The following is a 26,469-nucleotide window of genomic DNA, read 5'->3' on the forward strand; positions in this document are numbered from 1 at the left end:
TGTCATGACGGCAGGGGAGGGGGTGCTGGGCGAGCTTGCGGGCTTTGTCGCGGCAGATGCGCGCTGGCAGGATCCGGCGCTCATGCATCATGCGAAACGCGCGGTGATCGACTGGCTGGCGGCGATCTTTCCCGGCACGCGCTACGCGCCTTCTCCGCAGCTCGTGGCGGCGCTGGGGGATGAGCGGGGGCAGGGGCGCAGCGCGCTGGTGGGCATCGGCAGCACTGCCTTTGCGGCCTCGGCGGCCTGGGTCAACGGCACCGCCTCGCATGCCGCCGAGCTCGACGATATCTATCGCGAGGCGGTGTATCACCCGGGCAGCCCGACGGTGGCCGCAGCCCTGGCGGTGGCGGAGGATCGCGGCGCCTCGGGTGCCGCTTTCCTGCGCGCCGTGGCGGCGGGGTACGAGGTGGCGGGACGGGTCGGGGCGGCGGTGCAGCCCGCGCACAGCAAGCTGTTCCACGCCACCGGGACGCTGGGCTGTCTCGGCGCTGCGACGGCGGCGGCGATGCTGCTGAGCCCGGGCCGGGCGGAAGAGATCGGCCATGCCATCGCCACGGCGGCGAGCTTTGCCTCGGGGCTACAGGAGGCGATCCGGGCGGAGACCATGACCAAGCCGATCCATGCCGGCCACGCCGCCGCCGTGGGGGTGCGCGCGGCGCAGGCCGCCGCCGCCGGGGTCACCGGTGCCATGGCGATCCTCGACGGGCCGGTGGGCTTTGCCGCCGCGCTGGCCGGCGGGGAGGCGGACTGGAGCCGGGCGCGGGAGGGGCTGGGGGAGCGCTATGTGATCGCCAGCCCGACGCACAAGCTCTATGCTTGCTGCGGGCATCTCTTCCCGGTGCTCGACGCGGTGCTGGCGCTGCGGGCCGAGTACGGGATCGCGGCGGAGGAGGTCGCGGCGGTGGAGGTCACCACCTATCAGGCGGCGCTGGACGCCACGGAACGCTTTGCGCCGCGCAGCGCCTATGAATGCAAGTTCAGCATGCCCTATGTCATCGCCCATGCGCTGGTCTACGGATCGGTGGGGATCGACGCGTTCGAGGCGGAGAGGGTGCAGAGCCCGGAGCTGCGCGCGCTGATGGCGCGCTGCGCGCTGAGCGGCGATCCGGAGATGTCGGCGGCCTTCCCGTCGCGGCGCCCGGCGCGGGTGCGCCTCGTGCTCGCGGACGGGCGCGCGGTGGAACACGCGCTCTCGGTGCGCCGGGGCGATCCGGAGGCGCCGCTGAGCGATGCGGAGCTGACGGAGAAATACCTCGGGCTCGCGACGCCGGTGATCGGGGCCGCGCGGGCGCAGGGGCTGCTGGACGCGGTCTGGCGGCTGGAGGAGACCGGGGTGGAGGCGCTGGGTCTGGCGGAGATCGCCTGAGCCGCGAGGCTCAGCGCGCCGGCGGTGTCCAGCCGGAATGCACCAGATTGATCACCTGCTCGAACTTGTCGCCCCGGCAGGTCAGGTCGATATGCACCAGCGGCGCGTCGTCGATGGCGAAATAGGTCCGGCGCAACACCAGCACGGGGCTGTATTCGTCGATGCCCAGCGTCGCGCGCGCCTCGTCATCGGGCAGTATGGCGGCGGTTCGTTGCTGCACCCGCACCGCCATTTGCCGGCTGTAGCGCAGCACCAGGTCGATGAAGAAGGATTTGCCGATCTCTTCGCGCGGGATGCTCTCTTCGAGGGACGGGTCGCAATACATGTGCGAATAGCCGTAGGCGAAGCCGTCCTTCGAGAGCAGGCGGTGGATGTGATAGAGGTTGCGATCCGCGCCGATGCCGAGCAGCTCGGCCATGTCCGGGCGTTCGGAGGCGGGGATCGGGCGGGCGGACATGGTGACCACCTCGTCGAGCCGGAATTCGCCGGTCAGATCGGTGAGCGAGCCGATGGCCCAGTAGGCGTTGCGCCCGTCGCGCAGGATGCGGGTGCCGCTGCCGGCCTGGCGCACAAGCAGCCCGTCATTCACCAGATGCTGAAGCGCCACGCGGATCGTCGGGCGGCTGACGCCGAATTCCTCGGCCAGCCTGACCTCCGGCGGCAGGGAGTCGCCCTCGTATTCCTCGGCGATGATCCTGCGTCGGATCTCTTCTGCGATCCTGCGATGCGCTGGTGTCGATCTGGCCAAACTGTGTCTTTTCCGATGCTACCAATACCGCGATCCCGGCGGACCGGAAGCAGCGCCCTTGGTGGCGGATCGGCCTGGCGGGGTCAAGGCCTCCGGACAGACGCGACGTTGGGTTTTATGGTATATTGATGGTCTTTATCCCTGTCGGTGCGCGCTGCGGCGACCGGGGCCCTTGCGCGGGCCGCTCAGTTGTCCATGGCCTCGGCGACCTCGGCGGCGATCTCGTGCATGACGGGGAGGTATTCGTCGAGCCCCTCGCCGCGCTGGAGGACGTGGGTCAGCAGCATGATCCCGAAGGCGCCATAGGTCTCCTCGCGGCCTCGGATCGGCACGCTGGCGCCCCAGAGCACACCGTCATGCTGCTCCTTGTAATAGGCCCGGTCGCTGATGGCATAGCCCTGCTGGCGCACCGTCTCCAGCACCCGCAGCACCTCGTCGCGGTCCTGCGCGCGCCTGTCCCAGATGCTGGGGGAGGGCTGGCTTGCGAGATGGTCGAGGATGGTGTCGCGTTCGGCATCGGTGACGGCGGAGAGATAGGCGAGCCCGGAGGAGGTTGTCAGCATCGGGAAGCGGTAGCCCGGCACCCGGTTGACGATCAGCCCGCGCGGCTTGCGGATCGCCTCGACGATCACCATCGCGTCGCCATCGAAGGCGGCGAAGGTCATCGGCCAGGTGATCGTCTTGCGGTATTTCTCCATCACCAGACCGCCGACGCGGCCCAGCTCGCGATGGCGGTCATAGCCGTTGGTGAGCTGGGTCACCTTGCGGGTGACCTCATAGCTCGGGCCGTCCTCGGTGCGGTGGACATAGCCCTCGGTGATCAGCGTCTCGAGCAGCCGGACGATGGTGGCCTTGTCGATCCCGGTATCCTCGTGGATCATCGCGATTGTCGCCAGCTTGCGCAGGCTGACCGAGCGCAGCACCGCAAGCGCGCGTTCCACGGCGACAACCTGTCTGTAAGACGCCATTCCCAGAGCCTCGTTCCGGTTTGTGTGATCTTGCGGAGGGGCCGCAACCGGCGTGCCGCTCCGCTATCGGAAATTCTGCACTGCCCCGGAATGGCCGATAAAGCAAGCGTCAGAGCCTTGTGTCAGGGGGCGATGCGCCGCGCGTCGGAAAAAACGACGCTGTGGAAACCGCAGCCGACGCGCTTGGCACGGGCTTTGCGAAGTGGCATTTCACAACTTGGGAGAGGAGCCGCCGGAGGAGCCGGCATCCTTTTTCCCGAGCGGCGCGCCCCCGGAAGCCCGGAGGCGGCCATGACACAAGGGAAGGACGTTCGCGAGATGACGGAAGGCAAGCAGAAAACCTGGCTGATCACCGGCGCCGACAAGGGGCTGGGCTTTCAGACGGCGCGCACTGCGCTGGAGCGGGGGGACAATGTCGTCGTGACTGTCCTCGCGGCGGACGGTGTCCACGATCTGGCGGCGGACTATCCCGACCGGCTGCGCGCCTTTCATCTCGATGCCCGCGATCAGGCCAGGGTCGGCACGGTGGTGGCGCGGGCGGTCGAGGCCTTCGGGCGCATCGACGTGCTGGTGAACAACGCGGGCTACGGGCTGGTGGCGCTGGCCGAGGCCACGGGCGCCGACAAGTACCGTCCGCTCTTCGAGGTGAATTTCTTCGGTCTGGTCGAGATCACCCGCGCGGTGCTGCCGATCATGCGCAAGCAGCGCTCGGGCCATGTGATCAACCTCTCCTCCTATGCGGGTTTCATCGGCACGCCGGGTTTCGGCTTTTACGCGGCGACGAAATTCGCCGTCGAGGGTTACTCGGAATCGCTCTCGCGCGAGGTCAAGCATCTGGGCATCAACGTGACGGTGATCGAGCCGGGCGGCTTCCGCAGCGATTTCGCCGGCGCCTCGCTGGATCAGAACATCGACACGCTGGGCGAGGATTACGCCCCCGTCGCCGAGACCGTCGCCGATTACAGCGCGCGGCGTCACGGCAAGCAGCCGAACGATCCGGAGCTTTTCGGCCTGGCGCTCTGTGCCGTGGCCGATGCCGAGGAGCCGCCCTTCCGCCTGCCGCTGGGCCGCGATGCGCATGCCGCCATCCTCAAGGATATCGAGGAGGTGACCGACGAGCTGGAGCGCTGGAAGGAGCTGTCCTTTTCGACGCATCGCCCGCTCTGACGCGGGCGCAGGGCAGGGGGCGCTGACAGGGAGGAGACTGGAATGAGTGTGCAGGCCGGGGAGCAGGCGAGGGGATCGCAGCGAAAGGGCGTTTCGCTGCGGTTCAGTCAGGAGGGCATCGTCTTTCTGCTGACGATGCTGATGTTCGTGGGGTTCTCGATCCTGCTGCCGAACTTCCTGACCTCGGGCAATGTCATCGCGCTGATGCGCAGCGTTTCGGTGCTGGGCATGCTGGCGCTGGGGATGAGCCTTGTCGTCATCGGGCGCGGGGTCGACCTGACCATGGTCTCGACGCTGGTCGTCGGCGTGGTCTGGGCGGTGAAGATGGCCAATGACGGCATGCCCTTCGGGCAGGCGCTGTTTTATGGCGGACTGCTGGTTGCGGGTTTCGGGATGGTCGTCGGGCTGATCGTCGCCTTTGCCGAGATCCCGCCGATCTTTACCACGCTGGCGATGGCGCCGGTGATCTTCGGCATCGGCAATCCGTTCCTCTTCAAGCAGGACACGCACAATGCGCCGCAGGGCGTGACCTGGCTGAACGAGCTGGGTTTCGGCGCGAGCTTTGGCATTCCCAACACCATCCTCGTCTTTGCGGCGGTGGCGCTCGTGATGCATCTGATCCTGCGGTACACGCGGTTCGGCCGCTCGATCTATGCCATGGGCGACAACCCGGCGGCGGCGCGGCTGAGCGGGCTGCCGGTGCGTCCGATCACCGTGGCGCAATACATGATGACGGCGCTGGTGGCCTATCTGGTGGGGATCGTCATCCTCGGCTCGAACTCGGGCATCAACTCGCGGCTGGCCTACACGACGCTGGTCTATGACGTGCTGCTGGTGGTGGTGCTGGGCGGCATCGGCCTGTCCGGCGGGCGCGGCGGGGTGCGCAACGTGATCGTCGGCACGCTCTTCGTGGGCACGCTGCTCAGCGGCATGACGATCCTCAACCTGTCGCTGACCGCGCAGAACTTCATCAAGAGCCTGGTGATGCTGCTGGCGCTCATCGCCGACACGGTGGCCAATCCGCGCGACGAACAGACCTCGCAGCAGGGCGATATCTGACGCGGCGGGGAAGCGGGTTTTTTCATTCAACGGGAGGTAAGGAATGAAACTCAAACATCTCATGGCCGGCGCGCTGGCGCTGGCATCCGTCGCCGGCGGCGTGGCCGCCCAGCAGGAGCTGAGCAACGCCTCGCGCGACAGCTATCTGAGCGCGGTCGAGGGCAAGCGCGTCGTCTATATCCCGATGAGCATGACCACCGATCTGGTGTTGACCTGGAACGCCTTCCTGCAACGGCAGGCGGATGAGCTGGGCTATACGGTCGATGTGCGCGATCCGAACTGGAGCGCCGAGGCCGGCGCGCGGGCGCTGACCCAGGCGATTGGTGAAAAGCCCGATCTGATCGTGCTGCAAAACCCCGATGTGCAGGCCTATGCGCGGCTGATCCAGCGCGCCACCAAGGCGGGCATCAAGATCATTCAGCTGAATATGGAATCCCTGACCCAGTCCGACGCCTATGTCGGCGCCGACTGGTATGGCGTCGGCCACACCGCCGGCGAGGCCATTGCCGCGCGTTGCAGCGCCGATGGTGCATCGTCGAACAAGGTGGCCGTGGTGACCGGCGTGCCCACCGCGCCGGTCGACCTCTTCCAGATGAGCGGCTTCCGCGCCGCGCTGGAGGAAGCCGGCGGCGGCATCGAGATCGTCTCGGAGCAATCCGCCGGCTACGACCCCAGCAAGGCGCGCGCGATCACCTCGTCGGTGCTGCAACAGAACCCCGATCTTTGTGCCGTCTTTGGCATCTGGGACGGGCAGGATGCGGGCATCGGCGCCGCGGTGAAGGAGGCGGGCATGGCCGAACAGGTCTTTGTCGTCTCTTCGGGCGGCGGCGCCCAGACCTCCTGCGACCGGGTGGCCGATGGCAGCTTTGACATGTTCATCGAATACGACGCGCGCATGCAGGGCCAGGCGCTGAACACGCTGGTCGCCTCGATGCTGCAAAGCGGGCGCGAGGCCGGCTCGGAGAAGATCGTCTATTACGGCCCGAACTACGTGGTGACCAAGGACAGCCTGACTCCGGCCTCCTGCTTCACCGTCGACGAAGACCAGTAAGACTGGCGAAAGGAAGGCCCGCATGTCCGCCGCCGACACCCTCGTTCAGCTTCGCTATCGTTTCCTGCCCGACCATGTGGTCGGGGAGGTGCTGTCGAAGCGCTGGACCGACAACGCGATCCCGTTCATTGCGCTGCTGCTCACGCTGGCCGTGTTCGGCAGCGTCAATCCCGGCATGTTCACCGCCTTCGGCATGTATGACCTAGCCGGTCAGATCGCCGAGTTCGGGCTGCTGGCCATCGCGCTGACGCTGGTGATGATCTCCGGCGGGATCGACCTGTCGATCGGCTCGGTCTTTGCGCTCTGCGCGATGACGGTGCTGACCGCGCTCAACGTCTACAACCTGCCGCTGCCGGTGGCGGTGGGGATCACGCTGGGCGTGGGCGCGGTCTGCGGCGCGATCAACGGCGTGCTGATCGGCTATCTGCGGCTGCGGGCCTTCCTGACCACCCTCGTGACGCTGGTCATGTTCCGCTCCATCTACGAGATGGTGCTGCCGAAATTCGCCACCCAGATCGTGCTGGGCATGCCGGACTCGGTGGTCTGGGACGAGCTGGGTTTCGGCTCCTTCCTCGGGCTGCCCTATGCGTTCTTCCTCTCGGCGCTGATCGCGCTGATCTGGCATGTGGTGCTGTCGCGCTCGCGGCCCGGCTGGCACATCGCCGCCGTGGGCGGGGCGCGGCGCTCGGCGCATAACGCCGGCATCAATGTGCGGCTGGTGGTCTGCCTGACTTACGTGTTCTGCGGCATGATGGTGGCCGCCGCCGCGACGCTCTTTGCCGCGCGGCTGACCAGCGTGGGCACCGATACCGGGCTGGGCATGGAGATCTCGGTGCTGACGGCGGTGATCCTCGGCGGCACGACGCTGGGCGGCGGGCGCGGCTCGGTGGCCAAGGCGCTGATCGGGTCGGTGATCGTGCTGATCCTGACCAACGGGCTGCTGCAACTGGGCGTCATCGGCACCGTCTCGGCGCTGATCCTCGGTGTGGTGCTGCTGCTTGCGGTGTGGCTGGATGTGCGCTGGGTCAAGAACCGGCAGAAGCTCATCGACAGCTCGTATGTCTCGCCTGCCTATATCAAGCTGACCGAGAGCGTGAACGCCGCCGAGAACCCGGTATATGCGGTCAACGACAAGCTGCGCGATGTGCAGACCATCGGTCTGGGCGAGGTCGAAGGCCCCGAGGATGTGGCGGTGGACCGCGCCGGCAATATCTATTCCGGCTCGCGCCATGGCGAGATTCACCGCTGGCTGGCCCCCGATTTCACCCGGCACGAGATTTTCGCCCATATCGGCGGCGGCACCTTCGGGATGAACTTCGACAAGGACGATAACCTCGTGGTCTGCGTCGGCGGCATGGGGCTCTATATGGTGACGCCCGAGCGCGAGGTGGTGAAGCTGACGGATGAGACCAGCCGCAGCCTGACCTCGGTGATCGACGACAGCCGGATCCGGCTGGCCGACGATCTGGACATCGCGCCGGACGGGCGGGTGTTCTTTTCCGAGGCGTCGATCCGCTACACGGTGCATGACTGGCCGGTGGACATGATCGAGAGCCGCGGCAACGGGCGGATCATCTGTTACGACCCGCGCGACAAGTCGACAAAGACGGTGCTGAAGAACCGCATCTTCCCCAACGGGATCGTCTGCCTGCCGGACGGCGAGTCTCTGCTCTTCAACGAGACCTGGGCCTGCCGCATCTGCCGCTACTGGTATGACGGCAAGAAGAAGGGTCAGGTGGAGATCGTGCTCGACGGGCTGCCGGGCTATCCCGACAATATCAACCGCGCCAGTGACGGCAATTACTGGGTCTGCCTTGTCGGCATGCGCGGCCCGGCGCTCGACATGATGATGACGCGGCCCGGCCTGCGCCGCCGGATGACTCGGCGGATCGCGCCGGCGAACTGGATCTATCCCAACATCAACACCGGCTGCATCATCAAGATCAGCGCGACCGGCGAGGTGCTGGAATCGCTCTGGGACAAGGGCGGGGTCAATCACCCGATGGTCACCTCCTGCAAGGAGCATGAGGGTCATCTTGTCATCGGCGGGGTCAGCAACAACCGCGTTGGTCGCTGGAAGATCCCCGGCGCCGATCCGACCTGGTCGAGCCCGGTGGATTACTGGGGGGCGAAGCAATGATCGCAGCCTTTCGCAACCGCATCGACGCGTTTCTCGGGCGCGGCGCGCACAGCACCTCGGTGCCGGTGATGGACGGGCCGCTCCAGCCCAACCACGCGCTCGATCATGCCGAGCTGTTTCTGAATGCCGACGGGGTGGACAACCTCGTCGACCTGGGCGGTGCCCTTGGCTTCTCCTCCGGCGCGCGGCTGATGCGCGCCGCCGGGGGCACCGCTGAAGAAATCGCCAGCTTCGAGGCCGATATCGCCTGTCTGGCGAGCGACGGCGCCGGGGCGCTGGCTGTCGGGCTCGACGGGGCGGGCATCGTGCTGCGCGGCGGCGCGCATGACGGTCGGCGCATCGAGGCCCTGGGCGGGGCAAAGCTCATCTGCCCCACGGCGGCGCTGTTTGCCGGCCCCGATACGCTGATCGTGGCGGTGGGGTCAGAGCAGCATGCCTGCACCGAATGGAAACGCGACCTGATGGCGCTGGGGCAGAGCGGCAGTGTCTGGCGCGTGGATCTCGGTTCCGGGTCCGAAGACTGTCTGGCCTGGGGGATGGGCTTCCCCTATGGGCTGGCGGCTGATGGCGACGGGATCGTGGTCAGCGAAGCCTGGCGGCACCGCCTCGTGCGGCTGGGCAAGAGCGGGGCGGGCGCGGTCACGCCGGTTCTGGCCAATCTCCCTGGCTACCCGGCGCGGCTCGCGCCCGCTCACGGCTCCGGCTACTGGATGGCGGTCTTTGCGCCGCGCAACCAGCTTGTGGAATTCGTGCTGCGCGAAACCCGGTTCCGTCAGGACATGACCGCGCAGGTGGCGCCGGAGTTCTGGATCGCCCCGGCGCTCAGCTCGGGCGACAGTTACCGCGAGCCGTTGCAGGGCGGCGCGGTGAAACAGATGGGCCTCCTGAAACCCTGGGCGCCGGTCTGGTCCTACGGGCTGGTGGTGCGGCTCGACGCCGACTTCCAGCCGGTGGCGAGCTGGCACAGCCGCGCCGATGGCACCCGCCACGGCGTCACCTCGGTCTGCGAACATGGCGGGCGGCTGGCGGTCGCGGCGAAGGGGCCGGGGGAGCTCTTGCTGATGGACGAGGTCACGATCACCGGGGAGGTCGTCTGATGGATACGGTTCTGGAGCTGAAGGGCGCCACCAAGGATTTCCGCGGCGTCTATGCCATTCGCGACATCGACCTGAAGCTCGGTCGCGGCGAGGTGCATGCGATCCTCGGCGAGAACGGCGCGGGCAAATCGACGCTGATGAAATCGCTCGCGGGCGTGCATCAGCTCAGCGCCGGCGAGATCTATCTCGACGGCAGGCCGGTCACGTTTTCCTCGCCCTCGGACGCGCTCAAGCAGGGCATCGCCATGGTGTTTCAGGAGACCAACCTCGTGGGCTCCATGACCGTGGCGCAGAACATCTATCTGGGTGAGGAGAAATTCCTCAACCGGCTGCGCGGGCTCAATATCCGCGCCCAGACCTATCTGCTGTCGATGAATTTCGACGTCGAGCCGACGGCGCTGGTCAGTTCGCTGGGGGCGGCGCAGCGGCAGATGGTCGAGGTGGCGCGCGCCACGCATCATGACGCCAAGGTCATCATCTTCGACGAGCCCACGGCAACGCTGACGCCCGAGGAGAAACACCATTTCTTCGGGCTGGTGAAACGGCTGAAGGAGAAGGGCGCCTCGATCCTCTTTATCACCCACGCGCTGGAAGAGGCGCTGACCCATTCCGACCGGCTGACGGTGCTGCGCGACGGCCAGAAGGTGGCCGAGGGCGCGGTGTCCGACTTCACCCGCGACACGGTGATTCAGGCCATGGTGGGGCGCGGGCTGTCGGACGAGCTGTATGGCGCGCGCAAGGGGGTGGAGCTGCCGATCCGCACCTCGCGCAGCAAGATCCTCAGCGTCGACAACCTGTCGATGGGCAAGGTGGTGCGCAATTCGTCCTTTTCGATCTATGACGGGCAGGTCACGGGCATGTTCGGGCTGATCGGCTCGGGCCGGACCGAAACGATGAAGATCGTCTGCGGCGCGCTGAAGCGGAATGTCTTTCACGGCGGCGAGGTGCGGCTGAACGGCAAGCCCGTGCGCTACCGCGTGCCGCGCCCGGCGATGCGCGACGGCATCGTCTATGTCACCGAGGACCGCAAGCTCGACGGGTTCTTCGAAACCATGTCGATCCGCGACAATATCATGGTGGGCAAGCTGGCGGCGGGCTCGAACCCGGCCTCGGTCGTGTCGATGTCGCAGGCGCAGGATCTGGCGGAGGAGTGGACCAAGGCGCTGGACATTCGCGCGATCAACCCGTCCTCCAAGGTGATCGAGCTGTCGGGCGGCAACCAGCAGAAGGTGGTGATTGCCAAATCGCTGGTGCAGAAACCGCGTCTGGTGGTGTTCGACGAGCCGACGCGCGGGGTGGATGTGGGCTCCATCGTGGAGATTCACACCCTGATCAACAAGCTGGCGGATGAGGGGATCGCGGTGGTGTTGATCTCGTCCTATTTGCCGGAGATCCTGTCGCTGTCGGACCGTATCCTTGTCGCGCGTCAGGGGCAGATCGTGGAGGAGATGAGCGCAGCGGAGGCGACCGAGCAAAGCATCATGTACGCGGCGGTGCATTGACCCTCTGCGGATATGTATGACTTTGGCATGTATTTTGCGTCTTGACCGACAAGCCCGCCCCAAAGGGGCGGTTTGGTGAAATTCAGGGCCGCAATCGCATGTTCGCGGGGCGGCCCAACGACCGGAGGAGTGTCGCATGAAGGGCGTTGTCATTTTGGGGCAGGGCGAGCTGGAGATCCGGGAGTTTCCCGATCCCGAGCCGGGGCCGGACGAGATCGTCATCACCATGAAGGCCTCGGGCATGTGCGGCACCGACCTGCACCACCTGCGCGAGCCCTGCCGGCGGACCGAGGACAAGATCTTTATCGAGGGGCACGAGCCCTGCGGCGTGGTCTCGGCGGTGGGCGAGGCGGTGCATCCGCAGGAGGCGAGCGTCGGCGACCGGGTGATGATCCACCATTACGACGGATGCCGGGTGTGCCAGTATTGCCGATCCGGCTGGACCCAGCTTTGCCCCAACGCCAAGGTGATCTATGGCGGGCCGAACGGCCACGGCGCGCATGCGCAGTTCATGAAGGTGCCGGCGCATACGGCGATCCAGATGCCGGACGGGCTGTCCTTCAAGGCCGGGGCGGCGATTTCCTGCGGGGCGGGCACCGCCTATGGGGCGGTCAAGCGCGTGGATCTCTGCGGCGACGACACGGTTGCGATTTTCGGGCAGGGGCCGGTGGGGCTTGCCGCGACGATCTTTGCCAAGGAGTTCGGCGCGCGGGTGATCGCGCTGGATATCGGCGAGGAACGCTTGCAGATGGCGAAGAGTTTCGGCGCCGATTTCGTGGTTAACCCGCTCAAGGAAGACCCGGTCGAGGCGATCCGCGCGCTGACCGTGCGCGGCGAGGGCGCGACGAAATCCATCGAATGCAGCTCCAACCCGGATGCGCGGCGGCAGGCCATTCAGTGCGTCAAGCGCTGGGGCACTGCCTGCATGGTCGGCGCCTATGGCGATATCTCCTTCAGCACGCAGGAGATCATCCAGCTTCAGAAAACCGTGCTGGGCTCGCTGACCTTCTCCAAGAATATGATGGACGATTGCGCCCAATGGGTGGTGCAGCGCGGCATCGACCTGGAAAAGCTCTTTACCCATGAATTCCGGCTCGATCAGGCCCATGAGGCCTATGAGCTGTTCGACCAGCAAAAGATCGGCAAGGGCGTGTTCGTCTTCGACTGACGCACGCCAGGAAGGATCAGGAGACGACATGAGACATTACGGAAAATTCTATATCGACGGCGCCTGGGTCGACCCGATCGAGAGCCGCCCCTTCGAGCTGGTGAACCCGGCGACCGAAGAGGTCTATGCCACCGTGGCGCTCGGCTCGCCGGCGGATGTCGACCGCGCGGTCGCCGCCGCGCGCCGGGTGTTCCCGAGCTTCAGCGAGATGACCAAGGCGGAGCGGATCGAGCTGCTGGAGACCATCATCGCGGTCTATCAGAAGCGCGAAGACGACATCATGGCGGCGCTCACCGAAGAGATGGGCGCGCCGGTCTCGCTCCGGGCGCAGGTCGGCGCGGGGCTCGCCTCGATGAAACAGGCGGTGACCTCGCTCAGGGATTACGAGTTCGAGGTGCAGGAGGGCATCAATATCATCCGCCACGAGCCCATCGGCGTGGCCGGGCTCATCACGCCGTGGAACTGGCCGGTGCAGCTTGCCTGCAACAAGCTCTCCTCGGCCTTTGCCGCCGGTTGCCCGGTGGTGCTGAAACCCTCGGAATTCACCCCCGTCAGCTCGCTGCTGCTGGCCGAGGTGGTGGACGAGGCGGGTGTGCCCGCCGGGGCCTTCAACCTGGTGAACGGCGACGGGCCCGGCGTCGGCAACGCGATCTCGGCGCATGAGGATATCGACGTGGTCTCCTTCACCGGCTCGACCCGCGCGGGCGTTCTGGTGGCGGCGGCGGCGGCGCCCTCGGTCAAGCGCGTGGCGCAGGAGCTGGGCGGCAAATCGGCCAATATCATCCTGCCCGATGCCGATCTGAAGGCGGCGGCGGATTACAACGTCAAGCGTGGCTATTCCAATAGCGGCCAGTCCTGCCATTCGCCGACGCGGATCCTGGTGCAGGAGGATCATCTCGAAGAGGTGCTGGGCTATCTCGCCGATGCGGTGGCGACGCTGAAGGTCGGCGATCCCAACGACCCGGAGACGACCCATGGCCCGGTGGTGAACCGCGCGCAATACGAGCGCATCCAGGGCTATATCCAGTCGGCCATCGACGAGGGCGCGCGGCTGGTCTGCGGCGGTCCGGGCCGCCCCGAGGGGCTCGACAAGGGGTTCTATATCCAGCCGACGATCTTTTCGGTGACCACCGAGAACACCATCGCCAATGAAGAGATCTTTGGCATGGTCACCTCGGTCATCACCTACAAGACCGTGGAAGAGGCCATCGCCATCGCCAATGACACCAGCTACGGGCTGGGCGGCTATGTCTTCGGCAAGGACCGCGAGCGCGCGCTCGATGTCTGCCGCAAGATCCGCGCGGGCCGGGTGTTCTATGACGGTGCGGCGGCGAATACGGCGGCGCCGATGGGCGGTTACAAGAAATCCGGCAATGGCCGCGAGATGGGCGCCTACGGGATGGAGGAATATCTCGAGGTCAAAGCGATCATCGGGTTCTGAGACAGGACGGCCCGGCCGGGAGATCCGGCCGGGCCTTTTTCATCGCAGCAGGGCAGGGGGGCCATGGCATGGCAGATCGGAACAGCAATGCGGGGATCTATGAGGCGGTGCCGCAATTCGGGCGGCTGCGCGACGAGGTGCTTTATAACGATGTCTGGAAACAGCCCGAGCTCAGCCCCCGCGACCGCAGCCTTGTGACCTGCGCGGTGCTGGCGGCGCTCGGCAAGAACGAGGAGCTGCGCCATCACATGGGCGTCGCGGTCGAGAACGGCGTCACCGCCGACGAGCTGCGCGGGCTGGTAGTGCAGGTGGCCTTCTACGGCGGCTGGCCCTGCGGTGTGAACGCGGCCAAGGCCGGGATGCCGATTTTCGAAAAAGAGACGGGCTGAGCGGCGGCGTGTCAGGCGCGTGTCTCGGTCTGAGGACACAATGTGTGCGACGCGTGTGGCAGGCGCGCAGAAACGCCCGGCGCCGCTGTTGCGCGCTGCGATCCGGTTTGTGGGATATCGGATGAGAAAGAGCCCGCCATGCCCGGTATCGCCCAGGGGGCAGATACGGAGCGGGCGGAATCGTTGCAGGGCCGTGCCAGATCCAGAGGGAGGCGGATCTTACCCTGCATCGCTTGCCACGGCCGCACGGCCGTAGCGGCAAACTCAGATATGCTGGGATTTCCCAAAGGGCGCGCGCTTGAACAGGGCGCGTACAGACTGGCCGAAACCACGCAGGGCCGAGGCGACAGCTTGGCTGCGTTCGAGTTTGGCGGCGCGCACCAGTTGTGCAGTTGCAGCATCGGTATATTCGGACGTCATAATCTTTCCTTTCAGCAAGATAGAGGGAAGTTAGTGCATCCTCGGGGGGATCAGTAGACCGCTTGTCGGCAAGCCCGCTTTGCAGTTGCAGCATGGCTTGGACGGGCGTTTTCACGACATTCGAGCGCCAATGCCTTCGTTGGCATAGCTTTTGCGATCATATCCACGACATCGGTAAGAAATTGTTTCCGAAGGTTCAGGGGGAAGCGCCCCAAGCCCGTTCGGAACACGCGCATGCAGGGAGGGGCACGCATGGCATTGCTTGAGCGGATACTGGGGGTGGCGGCCCGGTTGCTGGTATGGGCCGCCGGGGCGTTTCTGCTCGCGATGGCGGTGCATGTCTGCCTCGACGTCGCGATGAAGTATTTCCTCAACAAGCCGATCCCCGGCACCGCCGAGATCGTCGCGCGCTATTACATGCTGGCCGCCGTCTTTCTGCCGCTGGCCTTTGTCGAGCTGCGCAACAGCGGTATCGCGGTGGATCTGTTCTACAACATGTTCGCGCCGGGCTGGCGGCGGGCGATGGTGGCGCTGTCCTATGTCGGGCAGATGAGTTTTTTCTCGCTGCTGGCCTATCAGTCGTCGCTGGACGCGCTGAAATCCTATGACAAGCAGGAATATATCGACGGCCAGATCGTCGTTTATATCTGGCCGGCGACCTTCTTCCTTCCCATCGGGCTCTGGCTCGTGGCGGCGATGAGCCTGCTGCGCCTCGCCCAGACGCTGATCCGCAGCGACTGGGAAGTTGTGACCACCCATACCGTGCCGCTCGATGGTGGCCAGACCGGCAAGGAGGCGATCTGATGGACCGGCTGGAAATCGGCATTGCGGGCATCGTCGTCGCGCTGATCCTGATCGCATTGCGCATGCAGGTGGGGGTGGTGCTGGGCATCGTCGCCTTCGGCGGCATCGCGGCGATCACCAATATGGGCGCGGCCTGGGGCATCCTCACCGCGATCCCGGCCAATTTCATCGCGCAATGGAGCCTGAGCGCCGTGCCGATGTTCCTGCTGATGGGCTATATCGCGGCGCAGGCGGGGCTGACCAACGGGCTTTTCGCCAGCGCGCGCATCGTGCTGGGGCGGGTGCCGGGCGGGCTGGCCTCGGCGACCGTGGTGGCCTCGGCGCTCTTTGCCTCGGCCAGCGGATCGAGCGTCGCCACCGCCGCCGCCTTCTCGCGCATCGCGGTGCCGGAGATGCTGAAATCCAACTACAAATCCTCGCTCGCCACCGGCTCGGTCGCGGCGGCGGGGACGCTGGGCTCGCTCATTCCGCCGAGCATTCTGCTGATCCTCTACGGCATCTTCACCGATACCTCGATCGGCGCGCTGTTCGTGGCGGGCGTGGTGCCGGGGGTGCTCTCGGCGGTGGCCTATATCACCATGATCACCATCCGCTCCTATCTCGACCCGACGCTGGCGCCGGTCAACGACACCACCCATACGCGCGAGGAGAAATGGGCGGCGCTGCGCGATATCTGGCCGCTGCCGGCGCTGATCCTCGGCGTGCTGGGTGGCATCTTTACCGGGATCTTTTCGCCCACCGAGGCGGGCGCCATCGGCGCGGGGCTGGCGGTGCTGATCGCGCTCCTGCGCCGCTCGCTCACCCGAAAGGCGGTGGTCCGTGCGCTGATCGAGACCGCCGAGGGCACCGCCTCGATCTTTATCATCGCCATCGGGGCGACGATGTTCGCGGTGTTCATGGGGCTGTCCTCGCTGCCCAACGCGCTGTCGGGGCTGATGCTCGAACATGTGGATTCGACCATCGCCATCATCGTGATGATCGCGCTGCTTTACGTGCTGCTGGGGATGTTCGTGGACAGCGTGTCGATCATGCTGCTGACCATCCCGATCATCCAGCCGATCCTGAACGGGCTGGGCGTGGATATGGTCTGGTTCGGCATCATCGCCATCAAGCTGCTGGAGATCGGCATGATCACCCCGCCGGTGGGGCTGAACGTCTATGTCATCCGCAGCGCGCTGGGGTCGGCGGTCTCGCTGGTCGATGTGTTCCGCGGCGCCGCCTGGTTCATCCTGACCGATCTGGTGACGCTGACCCTGCTGATCCTGTTCCCGATCATCACGCTGTTTTTGCCCGGGATCATGAAGTGACGACACCGCTTTCGATGCTCAACTCAGGGAGGAAAAAATGAGGTTGAGAACGATCCTGGCCGCGACGGCGGCCATCGGGCTGGGGGCCGGCGCATTGCCCGCCGCCGCCGAGACATTCCGCGCGGCGACATGGAACGTGTCGGGCTCGCCCAATGACGTGTTCCTGAACGATTTCGCCGATCAGGTGCGCGAGGCAACGGGCGGAGAGATCGACTTCGAGATCTTCCCGGGCGGCGTGCTGCTGCCGGCGGACGGCACCCTGCCGGGCATCGCCTCGGGCGTGGCGCAGCTCGCCAATATCACCGCTGCCTATATCCCCTCCGACATGCCGGTGGATGCGGTGACGGCGGATCTCTCCTTTGCCGCCGACGATCAGCTCGCGCTGGCCTTTGCCAAGACCGAGGTCGGTTTTTTCAACGAACAGATGCAAAAGGAGATCCGGGGGCACGATCTGGTGTTCGTCACCAGCTTTTCCATCGGGATCTACTATCCGATCTGCTCCTTCGACATGAGCTCTGTCGCCGATCTCGACGGCCGCAAGGTGCGCACCAGCTCGGCCACGCAGATCGAGTTCGCCACCCAGTACGGCGCCGTTCCGGTCAGCGTGCCGGCAAGCGAGATCTATACAGGCATCCAGCGCGGCTCTCTCGATTGCGCCTTTGGCGACGCGCTGTTCCTGACCGACTACTTCAAGCTCAACGAAGTGGCGCAATCGGTCTACCGGCTGCCGCTCGGCTCGAACGCCACCGGCGGTTACTACATGAACGAGGATTTCTGGGCCGAGCGCACGCCCGAGGAACGCCGCACCATGTTCAAGGCGCTGTCGCGCGCCACCGCCCGTTCGATGATCGGCTATCAGGCCAAGGTCGATCAGGCCTGGGAGGCGGCAGAGGCCGCCGGGGTTGCGCTGAACGAACCGAGTGAGGCGGATACGGCTGCGCTGGCGGAGTTCAACGAGGCCTTCATCGCGAAGCTCGCGCAATCCGAGATGGACAAGCGCGGCATCGACGACCCGACCCAGCTCATCGACGACATGGTCGCGGCCATGGACAAGTGGAAGGGCCTGCTGGCGGAGGTCGATACCACCGATCTCGACGCGGTGACGGCGCTGCTCGACCGGGAGATCTTCGACAGGATCGACGTCGAGACCTACGGGCTCGACTGACCGCGCGGGATTGCGCGCGAAAACATTCCTGGGGGCGCATCGGGCGCCCCCGTGACAACACAGGATGACACCATGACCGACCAAGCCAGTTCCCACGGTTACACCTATCCCAAGGTGGGTATGCTGATCGACGGCGAGTGGATCTATGACCGCGCGCCCTGCCACCAGGTGCAGAACCCGGCGGACGACCAGATCCTCGGCCCGGTCCCCGGTGCCACCGATGCCGATTTCGACCGGGCACTGGCGGCGGCGCAGCGCGGTTTCGAGATCTGGCGCAAGGTGCCGCCGCAGGAACGCTCGGAGCTGCTCAAGCGGGTGGCGGTGCTGATGCGCGAGCGGGCGAAGGACATCGCCCCGGCGATCACCCTGGAACATGGCAAGCCGCTGGCCGATGCGGAGGCCGAGGTGTCGCGCTCGTCGAGCTTTCTCGACTGGGATGCCGAGCAGCTTCTGCGCACCTATGGCCGCGTCGTGCCGACCCAGCATCCGAATTATCAGTTCGTGATGCGCGAGCCCATCGGTCCGGTCGCGGCCTTCACCCCGTGGAACGTACCGGTGAGTGCTGCGGGCCGCAAGCTTGCCGGCACTATCGCGGCGGGCTGTTCGGTGATCATCAAGCCCGCCAGCCAGACCCCGGCCTCGACCTGCCTGCTGGCGCAGTGTTTCATCGACGCAGGCCTGCCGGACGGCGTGCTTCAGGTCATTCACGGCAAATCCAGCCAGGTTTCGGAAAAGCTGATCCTGTCGCCGGTGATCCGCGCGGTGACGCTGACCGGCTCGGTCGAGGTGGGCAAGCAGCTCATGCGGCTGGCCGCCGAGGGGGTGAAACCCTCGCTGATGGAGCTGGGCGGCCATGCGCCGGTGCTGATCGGCGCCGATGTGAATCCCGCCAAGGTCGCCGAGCTGGCGGTGGGCGGCAAGTTCCGCATGGCCGGGCAGCTCTGCGTGTCGCCCTCGCGCTTCCTGATCCACGAAAAGGTCTATGACGATTTCGTCGGTGAATTCGCCGCGCGGGCGGGCAAGCTCAAGGTCGGCGACGGCTTTACCGAGGGCGCGCAGGTCGGTCCGCTGGTCAACTTCCGCCGTATCGAGACCATGCAGAGCCTCGTCGCCGACGCGGTCGAGCGCGGCGCGAAGGTGCTGACCGGCGGCGAGCGCGTCGGCAATTCGGGCTGCTTCTTTGCGCCCACCGTGCTGGGCGACGTGCCGCTCGATGCGCGCGTGATGCATGAAGAGCCTTTCGGTCCGCTCGCGCCCTGCACGCCGGTGGCGGATATGGACCAGGCACTGAGCATCGCCAACGATATCGAGGTGGGTCTCGCGGGCTATGTCTTTACCAACGATGTGGAGATGGCCGACCGGCTGTCCAACGCGCTGGAATGCGGCTCGGTCGCGATCAACCAGTTCACCAGCCCCGGCGCCGACGCGCCCTTTGGCGGGCACAAGGAAAGCGGCATCGGCGTCGAGGGCGGCATGGAATCGCTCGACAGCTACACCGTCTCGAAGACGATCAGCCAGCGCCGCGTGAATATCTGAGATCAGGGAGGGTCTTATGACAGGAATGCTAGACGGCAAGGTCGCGCTCGTCACCGGCGCGGCAGGCGGCATCGGTCGCGCCTCGGCCCGGCTCTTTGCCGAGGAGGGGGCGCGCCTCGTGATCTCGGATGTCACCCCGGAGGGGGTCGAGCAGACCGCCGACGAGGTGCGGGATCTGGGCGGAGAGGTCGTGCCGGTGGTGGCCGATCTCGCCAGCAGGGCGGATATCGAGGCGATGGTTGCGGCGGCGGTGGATCGCTGGGGCCGGCTCGATTGCGCCTTCAACAATGCCGGCATCACCGGTGGCCAGATCGGGCAGGGCGGGCGGCTCACGGCGGAATGGGACGAGGAAGCCTTTGACCGCATCGTCACCATCAACCTCAAGGGCACCTGGCTCTGCATGGTGGCTCAGATCCGCCAGATGCTGACGCAGGAGAGTGGCGGCGCGATCATCAACACCGCCTCGCTCGCCGGGCTTCAGGGCTTTCCGACCACCACCGGCTATTCCGCCAGCAAACACGCGGTGGTCGGCATGACCAAGACCGCCGCGCTGGAATACGCGCCGAAGATCCGGGTCAACGCGCTTTGCCCGGGCTATGTCGACACGCCGATGCTGGAGGACACGATGGCGCGGCGCGGCGAGATGATCCTCGGCCAGATCCCGTTCGGGCGCCTCGCCGATCCGCGCGAGATGGCGCAGATGGCCTGCTGGGCGCTGTCGGATCGCGGCTCTTATGCCACCGGTCAGGCCTTTGCCGTCGATGGCGGCTTTACCGCCGGCTGAGGAGAGACCCATGCCGCATATCTCCATCAAGATGATCGAGGGCCGCGACGAGGCCACCAAGCAGAAGATCGCGGAGGCGCTGGTCAAGACCGCGACCGAGGTCATGGGCGTCGGCGAAGACGCGCTCTCGGTGGCCATAGAGGACGTGCCTCGCGCCGACTGGATCGGGCAGGTCTTCCTGCCCGAGATCCGGGGCAACAAGGACCGTCTCTACAAGAAACCCGGATACAAGGATGTCTGAGACCGGAAAGGGCGCCGCATGACCAAGCGACTGGAAGGCCGCGACGAGGAGATCCTGGAGCCGGATCTGCCCATCGTCGACCCGCATCACCACCTCTTCGAGCGCAAGGGCGTGCGCTATATGCTCGACGAATGTCTCGACGACATGCGCGCCGGGCACAATGTGGTGGCCTCGGTCTATGTCGAGACCGGCGCCTTCATGCGCCGCGAGGGGCCGGAGGTGCTGCGCCCGCTGGGCGAGATCGAGTTCGCCAACGGCGTCGGTGCCATGTGCTCGGGCACCGAATACGAGGGGCCGAAGGTCTGCGCCGGCATCGTCGGCAAGGCCGATCTGCGGCTCGGCGAGCAGGTCGGCTGGCTGTTCGACCGGGCGCTCGCCGCGGCGCCCGAGCGGTTCCGCGGGATCCGGCAGATCAGCATGGATCACCCCAGCGATCTGCCCTATCGCTATTTCTCCACCGGGCGGCCGCCGCAGGGGCTCTATCATCATCCGAACTTCCGCGAGGGCTTTGCCCAGCTCGCCGCGCGCGGGCTGAGCTACGACGCGACGGGGTTTCACCTGCAACTGCCCGATATCGGAGATCTCGCCGATGCCTTCCCCGACACGCCGATCGTCGTCAATCACATGACCATCGCCATGGGGCTGGAGATGAGCGACGCCGAGCGCCGGGATCTCTTCTCCGACTGGCGTGACAAGCTGGCCGAGGTGGCGAAGCGCCCGAATGTGGTCTGCAAGGTGGGCGGCTTGGGAATGCCGGTCTGGGGCTTCGGCTTCGAGACGCGCGCGGATCTGGTGAGCTCGGAGGAGCTGGCGGAGGTCTGGCGGCCCTATGTGGAGACGGCCATCGGACTCTTTGGTGCCGAGCGCTGCATGATGGAGAGCAACTTCCCCCCCGACGCGTTTTCCTGCGGATACGTGCCGCTCTGGAACGCGCTGAAGCGGATCACGGCGAGCTGTTCGGAGGAGGAGAAGGCCGCGCTCTACAGCGGTACGGCAGCGCGGGTGTATCGGCTGGGGGTGTGAGGGGGAGCTTTGCGCAGAAAGCGGATGTGGCACTCGGCAGGGCAATGCCTGGTCCGGCTGATGCAACCGGCACTGAGCCGACATTCAGCATCACTGGTTGAACTCGCGGCAGCGCGGCTGGTCGCAGCTGTTATTTGCGGCGTCTCCGATCTCTGGTTTCGGTCGGAGGTAGGCTATTGGGGACTAATCTGTCATTATTCAGCTGACCCTAAGGTCGAATGCGCTTGAGATGAGGTGGCCCACATTGACGAAAGCTGGCGTACGTGCAAATAATGCCTCCAACGCTTCACAGCAATTATCGCGCGCTATGTCTGAGCGGATGAATCTGCCTGCGACGAAGCGAACCGAGTAAGAAACTGTATCATTTGTGATGCGAGGTTAGAAGAATGTTTCCGCAGTCCGTTCTAATTGGTCTAGTGGTGGCATTGGTTGGCTATTTCCTCCAACAAAGGTCGTGGAGGCACAATAAGCGCGAAGAAGTTCGCCAAAGAGAGTTCGAGGCGTGCACTAAGGTTATTGAAGATCTGGCGCGTGCCTTTGATAAGCGAATTCTGGCTACTTCGGAATTTGTCTCGTGCGTTAATAGAGGCGACGCAACTGAAGATGAGCTTCAGCATTACAGGAATAGTGTCCGAGATTGGATGCACGAATTTTCCAGTTTCAAATCAAGAATATTCCACTTTTTTGGCAAAGAGAAAATGCTGGAATTTGAAAATTCCGTTCATGAAAAAATACGAAAGGTGAGCGATATCGCCTTAAGAACAAATCGATATGGGAAAAAAAATCTAAGTGCCGCGCATCGAGATGAGCAAGAAGCGGCGCAAAGGAGGTTGGATGTTGCACGCTATGCCGCTTACCGCTTACTCGCCGATCTCAACGAAATGACCGCGAATGAGGAAACATCTAGGATTTCACTATACGACAATATTAGGGTGGGTCATCTTGACATGATATCAAGAACTTACCTCATTCAAAGGCTTCTAAATTTAAAGTCATAGGCCTGCTGGGCAATTTTAAACCGATACTTGACCCTTCCTGACCAGCGAGGCGCAATGTTCTCCGCAAATTTAATCAAGTCATTCGGGTCAGTCATAGGGTGGAGGCCTGAGTTGATATACTCTTGATAGACGTCCTTCGGGAATGGGAGGGGAAAAAGGCTAGCAATAAACGAAGCTTGCTTTTCGTCCAGATCGCAAGCTCGCAAGCCAAATATTTTCCTTGATGCGACTTCGCAACCCTGCATTCTGTAGCCGAGATACGCGTTGTGGACATAGTAGTCAAATATTGATCTTTTGGAGATATGAAGATTCAGTATACAGGCCAATATTATCTCGCGCGCTTTACGCGCGAATGACCTCTCGAAGCGTCGCGTAGAAATTCTAACAACCTGTTGATCTATCGTGCTAATGCCGCTTATCTTTCCTCGCCTGATCAAACGATGCAAGGCGCGGATAATTGCCCGCATCTCAAACCCTTTGTGGCAATAGAATCTGCGATCCTCCATGTAGAGAATCGCAGTTTCTAATTTTGATGTGACTTCTAAATCGAACGGCAGTGAGTGATCGAAGTAAAATCCATAGTCACGATTAAAGCTGACCGCATCCTTAATTGTATCCAAGTCTCGATTTAGTGCGAGAAGAAACTTTTTAAATCCAAGGTGGGTGCTTGGTTCGTGAATTTTCGAGGGAGGGATTCGCAATTTATTTGACCTTAGCAATCATCCGCAGGTTGGATACCACTGAACGTGCTGCTAGCCAACTACCAAGCCTTTTACGACAGCCTGAAACTTCACTCAGAACCACAGGTCGCATAAGGATGAATCTGATTGGTCTCAATGGCCGGGCAGAGAGCGATCGTTTCCCTAGCCATTGCGGATAGCGCTGTGTCCTGCGCGTCCGTGCTTAGCGTCATGGTGCAGCTTGCGCGAATTTCGCGGAAGGGCTGACTAAAAGACCCCCAGCTCCGCATGAAAGGGTGGGCACTCCCTGCCCACCCCGCTTTCACTGCATCGTCGAGGGCAGCCAGGTCACCAGACCCGGGAAGGCCACGAGGATCGCCACGAGGATCAGGTGGGCGATGACATGCGGGAAGGAGCCCCGGAACACGTCGGCCACCGGCATCTTGGTGTATTTCGAGATCACGAAGACATTCATCCCCAGTGGCGGCGTCAGCACGCCGACCTCGCCCATGACAATGGTGATCACCGCGAACCAGATCGGATCGTAGCCGAGCTGCAGGATCAGCGGCGTGACCACCGGCACCGTCAGGATCAGCATCGCCACCAGATCCATGAAGCAGCCCAGGATGAGGTACATCGCCAGTGCCAGGATCAGGATCGCCAGCGGCGGGATGCCCGAAGCCATCACATAGGCCACCAGATCCTGCGTCGCCTGGGTCATCGTCAGGAAGTAGACGAAGATCTGCGCCCCCAGAAAGATCAGCGCGATCATGCAGCTGGCCTCTGCGGTGGCGAGGGCCGCGTGGATCAGCTCCTTCACCGTAGTGCCCCGGCTCACCGCCAGCAGCAGTGCCGCCAGCGCGCCCACGGCGGAGGCCTCGGTGGGGGTGCCGATGCCGGTATAGATCACCACGGTCACCAGGGTGAATAGCAGGATGAAGGACCACGCCGCCTTGAGCGAGCCGAATTTCTGCCGCCAGGTGTAGCTCTCGGCGCTCGGCGCGTGATCGGGGTTGCGCCAGACCAGGAAGAGGATCGTCAGCATGATCGCCGCCGTTACCATGAGGCCCGGAATGATCCCCGCGATCAGCAGCTTGGCGACGCTCATATCCGCAAGCAGCGCGTAGATGATCATCGCGCCGCTGGGCGGGATCAGCATCGACAGCGTGCCCGAGATCGCCACCACACCCGAGGCGAGCCGGCGGTCGTAGCCGTGCTTGATCATCCCCGGAATCGTGGTCGAGGAAAGGGTCGCGGCGGCGGCGGTGCTGGAGCCCGAGATGGCGCCGAAGGCGGCGCCGGTGATCGCGGTGGCATGGGCAAGACCGCCGGGTACGCGGCCCATCCAGGTCTTGGCGATGTTGAACATGTCGTCCGCGACGCCGCTCACCACGATGAAATTCGCCATCAGGATGAACATAGGGATCATCACGAACTCATAGCTCTCGACCGCGCCGAGGGGGGCTGCGGCAAGGATGCCGGTGGAGAGCGCGGTGCCGCCGACGAAATAGAGCCCGACGGCGCCGGAGAGCGCCAGCGCCAGCGCCACGGGCAGCCCGATCACCAGCAGGACGGCGAGCAGAAGAAAGCCGATCGCGACAGCCATCAGACAGCCTCCTCAAGCGGGTCGGAATGGTCGGGCAGCACCGAAATGGCGATCTTGTCGGCGCCGGTGACGAAGGCGAAGAGATTGGTGATGCCGATATGCACGAGCCGTACGGCCACGGCAAAGGTGGTCACGCTGAAGATCGCCTGATGCAGCCAGATCGGCCAGTTGATCATGCCGGTGGTCACCAGCCCGTGCTCATAGCTTTCCAGCGAGCTCTGCATGATGCGGTAGAACATGATGGTAAAGACCGGCGCGCAGGCGAGCGTCGAGATGCCGAAGAGCAGTTGCTGCATCCGCGCGGGCATCATCAGCGCGAAGAGATCGACCGAGATATGCCCGCCGCGCCGCAGCACGAAGCTGGCGGGGATCAGCATCGCCACCGGCAGAAGATACATCGACACCAGATCGTAGCTGAAGATCAGCGGGCTGTTCAGCGTGTAGCGGAGCAGCGCATCGGCGGCGACGAAGATCATGATGAGAAAGAGCACGACGACGACAATCGCCATGATGAGCTTTTCAACGGCACTCAGCGCCGTGTCGAGGGCCCGGAAGACGCGCTGCGCGGCGCCCGGGGGAGGATGGTCGGTTTCTGACATTGCGTGGCTCCCCGCCTGTTGGAGTGAGGCGCCTCCCGGCCGGGCCGGGAAGCGCTTTGTCGCGGCTTGGCTCAGTCGCCGAGCGCGGCCTGGAAATCGGCGAGGGTCTGCTCGGCGGGAATGCCGCGTGCCTCAAGGCTCGCCACCCAGTCTTCGGAGACATGAGAGGTCTTTTCGCGCAGCAGCTCAACCTGTTCCGGGGTCCAGGTGTGGATCTCCATGCCGTGCTCGTCCTGAAGCTCCTGGATGGCGCGGGCCTCGTTGGCATCGGAATAGGCGCAGAAGTTTTCCTCGGCCATCATGCCGGCCTCGTCCAGCGCGGTGCGGATATCTTCGGGCAGCGACTGGTATTTCGATTCCGACATCACCGCAAAGATACCCGGCGTGCCCATCGAGAAGCCGGTCGCGCCGTATTTGGCGTAGAGGTAGTATTCATAGGCCTCGACCGAGAGATAGGCGCCGAGATAGGAATCCACCGTGCCGCGCTGAAGCCCGGTCAGAACCTGCGGCGAGGTCAGTTTCATTGGCACGCCGCCGAGCGCCGCCACGGTCAGTTCCATCAGGCCGCCGGCGTTGCGCAGCTTCATGCCTTCGAGCGCCTCGACGGATTCCACCGGCAGGCGCGAGCCCGCGGGGCCGTAGGGCGAATAGACGTAGTAGCTCAGCACGCGGATGCCGAGCGGCTTGTAGGCGTTTTCATAGACCACGCCGCCAGGATCGCCAACAGCACGGCTGGCATGGGTGCCGTCACAGACCTTTTCCACGATGCCGGGCACTTCCAGCACGCCCAGCAGCGGAATGTCGTCGCTGCTGACATAGCCGGTGCCGATCTCGGCGATGTCGATGGCGCCGACGCGCACCAGTTCAAGCAGCTGCTTGGCCTTGCCGGCCTGTTCGGCGGGGTAGAATTCGACCTCGACCTTGCCGTCGGTCAGCTTGCTCAGTTCCTCCATAAACACATTCGTGCCCTGGGTGACGCCGAAATGGGTCGAGGGCAGGAATGTGCCCAGCTTGAGCGTCATGCTGTCCTGCGCCATGGCGGCGGCGGGGATCATCAGCGTGGTGGCAAATGCGGCCAGCGCCTCTTTGAGATAGGTTTTCATATCGTCCTCCCTGAACTTTGTGAAACGAGACTTCACAAACGTAACACTGCAAATCGTGTGCCACTGGTCTCGCATGATCTGCCGGGCGTCATGCGACAGGCGCG

General features: G+C 64.4%; 25 protein-coding genes. 18 read left to right on the plus strand and 7 right to left on the minus strand.

What is annotated here, in order from left to right:
* The first annotated feature begins 4 nt into the window (after window positions 1–4).
* Window positions 5–1,369 carry an MmgE/PrpD family protein gene (locus tag I6N89_RS18470; protein ID WP_207019990.1) on the plus strand — a complete coding sequence of 455 codons (1,365 nt, stop codon included), beginning with the start codon at window positions 5–7 and terminating at the stop codon, window positions 1,367–1,369.
* 10 nt (window positions 1,370–1,379) lie between these two features.
* On the opposite strand, the gene I6N89_RS18475 is transcribed toward I6N89_RS18470, so the two are convergent.
* Window positions 1,380–2,117 carry a GntR family transcriptional regulator gene (locus tag I6N89_RS18475; RefSeq protein ID WP_207019991.1) on the minus strand — a complete coding sequence of 246 codons (738 nt, stop codon included), beginning with the start codon at window positions 2,115–2,117 and terminating at the stop codon, window positions 1,380–1,382.
* A gap of 185 nt (window positions 2,118–2,302) precedes the next feature.
* Window positions 2,303–3,085, minus strand: a complete 783-nt coding sequence (locus I6N89_RS18480; RefSeq protein ID WP_207019992.1) for an IclR family transcriptional regulator domain-containing protein — start codon at window positions 3,083–3,085, stop codon at window positions 2,303–2,305.
* Between the two features lie 291 nt (window positions 3,086–3,376).
* On the opposite strand from I6N89_RS18480, the gene I6N89_RS18485 reads away from it, so the two are divergent.
* From I6N89_RS18485 to I6N89_RS18525, 9 genes are all read left to right on the plus strand, one after another.
* Window positions 3,377–4,252, plus strand: coding sequence for an SDR family NAD(P)-dependent oxidoreductase (locus I6N89_RS18485; protein ID WP_207019993.1), 876 nt, complete (start codon window positions 3,377–3,379; stop codon window positions 4,250–4,252).
* Between the two features lie 42 nt (window positions 4,253–4,294).
* Window positions 4,295–5,311, plus strand: coding sequence for an ABC transporter permease (locus I6N89_RS18490; RefSeq protein WP_207019994.1), 1,017 nt, complete (start codon window positions 4,295–4,297; stop codon window positions 5,309–5,311).
* Window positions 5,312–5,354: 43 nt separating this feature from the next.
* Window positions 5,355–6,362 (plus strand): sugar ABC transporter substrate-binding protein, encoded by a 1,008-nt coding sequence (locus tag I6N89_RS18495; protein ID WP_207019995.1) that lies wholly within the window; start codon window positions 5,355–5,357, stop codon window positions 6,360–6,362.
* A gap of 22 nt (window positions 6,363–6,384) precedes the next feature.
* Window positions 6,385–8,502, plus strand: coding sequence for an ABC transporter permease (locus tag I6N89_RS18500; RefSeq protein ID WP_207019996.1), 2,118 nt, complete (start codon window positions 6,385–6,387; stop codon window positions 8,500–8,502).
* Complete coding sequence (locus tag I6N89_RS18505) at window positions 8,499–9,599, plus strand: hypothetical protein (protein ID WP_207019997.1); 1,101 nt, start codon at window positions 8,499–8,501, stop codon at window positions 9,597–9,599. Before I6N89_RS18500 ends, I6N89_RS18505 begins: the two co-directional genes overlap by 4 nt.
* Complete coding sequence (locus tag I6N89_RS18510) at window positions 9,599–11,101, plus strand: sugar ABC transporter ATP-binding protein (protein WP_207019998.1); 1,503 nt, start codon at window positions 9,599–9,601, stop codon at window positions 11,099–11,101. The genes I6N89_RS18505 and I6N89_RS18510 overlap by 1 nt, the downstream gene beginning before the upstream one ends.
* A gap of 136 nt (window positions 11,102–11,237) precedes the next feature.
* The gene (locus tag I6N89_RS18515; RefSeq protein ID WP_207019999.1) at window positions 11,238–12,269 is read left to right on the plus strand and encodes a zinc-dependent alcohol dehydrogenase family protein; all 1,032 of its coding nucleotides are present in this window, start codon (window positions 11,238–11,240) and stop codon (window positions 12,267–12,269) included.
* A 28-nt stretch (window positions 12,270–12,297) separates the two neighbouring features.
* A complete protein-coding gene (locus I6N89_RS18520; protein ID WP_207020000.1) occupies window positions 12,298–13,710 on the plus strand; it encodes an aldehyde dehydrogenase family protein in 1,413 nt (470 codons plus the stop codon).
* Window positions 13,711–13,778: 68 nt separating this feature from the next.
* Complete coding sequence (locus I6N89_RS18525) at window positions 13,779–14,099, plus strand: carboxymuconolactone decarboxylase family protein (RefSeq protein WP_076706187.1); 321 nt, start codon at window positions 13,779–13,781, stop codon at window positions 14,097–14,099.
* A 264-nt stretch (window positions 14,100–14,363) separates the two neighbouring features.
* On the opposite strand, the gene I6N89_RS18530 is transcribed toward I6N89_RS18525, so the two are convergent.
* On the minus strand, window positions 14,364–14,519 hold the full coding sequence (locus I6N89_RS18530) for an RSP_7527 family protein (RefSeq protein WP_156876479.1): 156 nt from the start codon (window positions 14,517–14,519) through the stop codon (window positions 14,364–14,366).
* A gap of 252 nt (window positions 14,520–14,771) precedes the next feature.
* Between I6N89_RS18530 and I6N89_RS18535 the strand changes: the two genes are divergently transcribed.
* The 8 genes from I6N89_RS18535 (at window position 14,772) to I6N89_RS18570 (ending at window position 22,377) form a co-directional block, all read left to right on the plus strand.
* Complete coding sequence (locus I6N89_RS18535; RefSeq protein WP_207020001.1) at window positions 14,772–15,323, plus strand: TRAP transporter small permease; 552 nt, start codon at window positions 14,772–14,774, stop codon at window positions 15,321–15,323.
* Window positions 15,323–16,630, plus strand: a complete 1,308-nt coding sequence (locus I6N89_RS18540; protein ID WP_207020002.1) for a TRAP transporter large permease — start codon at window positions 15,323–15,325, stop codon at window positions 16,628–16,630. The genes I6N89_RS18535 and I6N89_RS18540 overlap by 1 nt, the downstream gene beginning before the upstream one ends.
* 37 nt (window positions 16,631–16,667) lie before the next feature.
* Window positions 16,668–17,795: a C4-dicarboxylate TRAP transporter substrate-binding protein gene (locus tag I6N89_RS18545; RefSeq protein ID WP_207020003.1), complete on the plus strand. Its 1,128-nt coding sequence runs from the start codon at window positions 16,668–16,670 to the stop codon at window positions 17,793–17,795.
* A gap of 72 nt (window positions 17,796–17,867) precedes the next feature.
* Window positions 17,868–19,331: an NAD-dependent succinate-semialdehyde dehydrogenase gene (locus tag I6N89_RS18550; protein ID WP_207020004.1), complete on the plus strand. Its 1,464-nt coding sequence runs from the start codon at window positions 17,868–17,870 to the stop codon at window positions 19,329–19,331.
* A 16-nt stretch (window positions 19,332–19,347) separates the two neighbouring features.
* A complete protein-coding gene (locus I6N89_RS18555) occupies window positions 19,348–20,115 on the plus strand; it encodes an SDR family NAD(P)-dependent oxidoreductase (protein WP_236016717.1) in 768 nt (255 codons plus the stop codon).
* A 10-nt stretch (window positions 20,116–20,125) separates the two neighbouring features.
* On the plus strand, window positions 20,126–20,356 hold the full coding sequence (locus I6N89_RS18560; protein ID WP_076706181.1) for a tautomerase family protein: 231 nt from the start codon (window positions 20,126–20,128) through the stop codon (window positions 20,354–20,356).
* Window positions 20,357–20,374: 18 nt separating this feature from the next.
* The gene (locus I6N89_RS18565; RefSeq protein WP_207020005.1) at window positions 20,375–21,379 is read left to right on the plus strand and encodes an amidohydrolase family protein; all 1,005 of its coding nucleotides are present in this window, start codon (window positions 20,375–20,377) and stop codon (window positions 21,377–21,379) included.
* A gap of 386 nt (window positions 21,380–21,765) precedes the next feature.
* Window positions 21,766–22,377, plus strand: a complete 612-nt coding sequence (locus I6N89_RS18570; protein WP_207020006.1) for a hypothetical protein — start codon at window positions 21,766–21,768, stop codon at window positions 22,375–22,377.
* On the opposite strand, the gene I6N89_RS18575 is transcribed toward I6N89_RS18570, so the two are convergent.
* The 4 genes from I6N89_RS18575 to I6N89_RS18590 all read right to left on the minus strand — a co-directional run bounded on the left by I6N89_RS18575 (window position 22,350) and on the right by I6N89_RS18590 (window position 26,365).
* On the minus strand, window positions 22,350–22,997 hold the full coding sequence (locus I6N89_RS18575) for a biosynthetic peptidoglycan transglycosylase (RefSeq protein ID WP_207020007.1): 648 nt from the start codon (window positions 22,995–22,997) through the stop codon (window positions 22,350–22,352). The genes I6N89_RS18570 and I6N89_RS18575 overlap by 28 nt on opposite strands.
* Before the next feature lie 382 nt (window positions 22,998–23,379).
* Window positions 23,380–24,663, minus strand: a complete 1,284-nt coding sequence (locus I6N89_RS18580) for a TRAP transporter large permease (protein WP_207020008.1) — start codon at window positions 24,661–24,663, stop codon at window positions 23,380–23,382.
* Window positions 24,663–25,262, minus strand: coding sequence for a TRAP transporter small permease (locus tag I6N89_RS18585; protein ID WP_207020009.1), 600 nt, complete (start codon window positions 25,260–25,262; stop codon window positions 24,663–24,665). Before I6N89_RS18585 ends, I6N89_RS18580 begins: the two co-directional genes overlap by 1 nt.
* A 71-nt stretch (window positions 25,263–25,333) precedes the next feature.
* A complete protein-coding gene (locus tag I6N89_RS18590; RefSeq protein ID WP_207020010.1) occupies window positions 25,334–26,365 on the minus strand; it encodes a TRAP transporter substrate-binding protein in 1,032 nt (343 codons plus the stop codon).
* Window positions 26,366–26,469 lie beyond the last annotated feature (104 nt).

This window comes from Salipiger abyssi (assembly GCF_017311415.1).
GTDB lineage: Bacteria > Pseudomonadota > Alphaproteobacteria > Rhodobacterales > Rhodobacteraceae > Salipiger > Salipiger abyssi_A.